Source organism: Cellulomonas triticagri, from assembly GCF_003696205.1.
Lineage (GTDB): Bacteria > Actinomycetota > Actinomycetes > Actinomycetales > Cellulomonadaceae > Cellulomonas > Cellulomonas triticagri.
Genome location: NZ_RFFI01000226.1, coordinates 1 through 2,510 on the forward strand (window position 1 = coordinate 1; position 2,510 = coordinate 2,510).

The following is a 2,510-nucleotide window of genomic DNA, read 5'->3' on the forward strand; positions in this document are numbered from 1 at the left end:
CGGGGCGCAGCACCGTGCGCCCCGCGACCCGCACCCGGCCCGCCGCGACCAGCTCGGCGGCGTGCCGGCGCGAGCGGGCCAGCCCGTCCCGGACCAGGACGGCGTCGACGCGCTCCGTCACGCGCGTCAGCCCTCCGCGTCGGCGAGCCGGTCCTGCAGGGCCGCGTGCACGGCGTCGAACACGGCCAGCTGCTCCCGCAGCCCCAGATCCGTGACCTCCGTCAGACGCACCAGCGCCTGGTCGACCGCCTGGTCGCCCGTCGGCTCCACGACACCCGCTCCTCCCGCCGCCGGCGGCGGCTACTCGTCCCGCGACGGGACACCGCGCACGCAGGTCTCCCCGCGCGCGACGTCCCGTCCTGCTGCTGCCCCCGTGCTGGCGGTCAGGTTACCGGCCCGCGCCCACGCCCGTGGCCTCCGACCGGGTGACGTGGATCTCCGGCACCGACGACGCGTCCAGCTCCTCGCCCGCGTCCACCGCCGACCACGCCGCAGCGCACGCCGCACGCACCAGGTCCACCGACGCCGCACCCGGGTCGACGTCGACGCCGCCCAGGTCCAGGCGCCCGTCGACGACGCGGGCGGCGGCGTCCCCGCAGGTCCACCAGCCCTCCGCGCCCGGCACCGGCGCCGCGTGCGGCACCAGCAGCCCACCCAGGTCCGCCGCCACGAAGTGCGGCCGCAGGCCCGCGGGCGCCAGGACGTCGTCCCGCGCCGTGCTCACGCCGGTCAGCACGTGCAGCCCGGCGAAACCGCCGGAGCGGGCACCCGCCAGGTCCGTGTCCAGACGGTCGCCGACGACCAGCGCCTCCCGGGCGCCGTGCCGCTCCACCGCGATCTCGTACATCGTCGACGCCGGCTTGCCCGCGCTGTCCGGGACCACGCCCGTCGCCGCGCGCACCGCGCCGACCAGCGCACCGTTGCCGGGCGCGAAACCGCGCGCCGTCGGCAGGCTCAGGTCCAGGTTGCTCGCCACGAACCAGGCACCCCGGGACACCGCGTACGCAGCCTCCGCGAGCTGCGCCCAGCCGAGCTCCGGGGCGAAGCCCTGCGCCACCGCCACCGGCGCGTCGTCGGCCGAGGACACGACCTCGAAGCCCGCCTCCCGCACCGCCGTCAGCAGCCCGGCACCGCCGACCACCAGCACCTTGTCCCCCGGGGACAGGCGCGTGGCCAGCAGCGCCGCGCACGCCTGCGCGGCCGTCAGCACGTCACCCGGCTCCGTGGGGATGTCCAGCGACGTCAGCTGGTCCGCCACCGAACCCGGCTCGCGCGACGCGTTGTTCGTCACGAACACCAGGCGCATGCCCGCCGCGCGGGCGCCGGCCAGACCGGCCGCCGCACCGTCGATGGGCTCGTGCCCGCGGTAGGCGACCCCGTCCAGGTCCACCAGGGCCAGGTCGTAGCGCTCGGCCAGCGGGATGTCGCTGCCGAGCAGTCCTGCGTGCGTCACCGGTCCTCCGGGTCCTCGACGCCCGCAGGGGCGTCGTCGTCTGAGAGCGCGTCGGTCTCGTCGGTCTCGTCGAGCGCGTCGGTCTCGTCGGCGTCGTCCGCGTCGGTCCCGTCCACCGCCTCGGCGGCGTCGGTCTCCTCCGGGAGGTCGGCCTCGTCGTCCCCGAGGTCCTCGCCGTCCTCCACGAGGTCGAACACGACGACGTCCTCGTCCTCGACGGGACCGGACGCCTGCGCCAGCAGGCCCGCGGGGACGGCGGACTCGGCCGCGTCGGCCTCCGCGCCCCGACCGGCGGCACGCAGCGCGTCGGCACGCGCCTGCACGACGCGCGCGGCCAGCACCGTGCGCACCGGACCGCCCTCGACGCCGTGCAGCACCGCGATGGCGGCATCGGGGTCGCCCATGTCCAGCCGGGCGCCGCTGACGACGATCGCGAGCTCGGTCCGGGTCTGCGGGTCCAGCCCCTCGGCCTCCGCGGACGCGGCCAGCGCCAGGGCGCGCTCCGGCCGGCCCAGACCGCGCTCGCAGTCCGCCATCACGGCCAGGTGCTCCGAGGAGCCGTTCAGCCGGCGCACCGTGCGCAGCTCCCGCAGCGCCTCCGCGAACCGACCCGTGCGGTACGCCGCCAGACCGGCCGCCTCCCGCACCACGTCGACCCGCCCGCCACGGCGCACCGCGGCCTGGGCGTGCTCGTACGCGAGCTCGGGGTCCTCGTCCAGCAGCCGCCCCGCCATCACGAGGTGCCGACCCACGACCCCCGCGTTGTCCTTGCTCAGCGTGCGCAGGCGCGCCCGGACCTCACGGTCGAGCATGCCGAACTCCACGTCGTCCGGGATCCACGGCCCGTGCTCCCGCACCGACTGCGGCGGGCGGCTCTCGCGGCGGTCGTCGCCGTCCTCCCGACGCGCACCGCGCGGCAGGGGTCGACGCGACTCGTCGCGCGCCGGGCGGTCGTCGCGCCGGAAACCGCCGCGCTCGCCGTAGCCGCCGCGCTCGCCGCGCCGCGGCCGGTCGTCCCCGCGGAACCCGGGACGCTCGTCGCGCCGACCGGGTCGCC

The 2,510-nt window shown here is 77.8% G+C and carries 3 protein-coding genes and 1 pseudogene; all 4 read right to left on the reverse strand.

What is annotated here, in order from left to right; all coding sequences use genetic code 11:
* A partial coding sequence (locus tag EBM89_RS20330; protein ID WP_255414360.1) for a S4 domain-containing protein occupies positions 1-121 on the reverse strand: 121 nt, incomplete at its 3' end.
* 5 nt (positions 122-126) lie between these two features.
* The gene (locus EBM89_RS21935) at positions 127-270 is read right to left on the reverse strand and encodes a hypothetical protein (RefSeq protein WP_199732223.1); all 144 of its coding nucleotides are present in this window, start codon (positions 268-270) and stop codon (positions 127-129) included.
* A gap of 118 nt (positions 271-388) precedes the next feature.
* Positions 389-1,453, reverse strand: a complete 1,065-nt coding sequence (locus tag EBM89_RS20335; protein ID WP_122151379.1) for an HAD-IIA family hydrolase — start codon at positions 1,451-1,453, stop codon at positions 389-391.
* Positions 1,450-2,510: pseudogene (locus EBM89_RS20340) on the reverse strand (hypothetical protein); the annotation flags it as partial. The gene EBM89_RS20335 and the pseudogene EBM89_RS20340, both read right to left, overlap by 4 nt.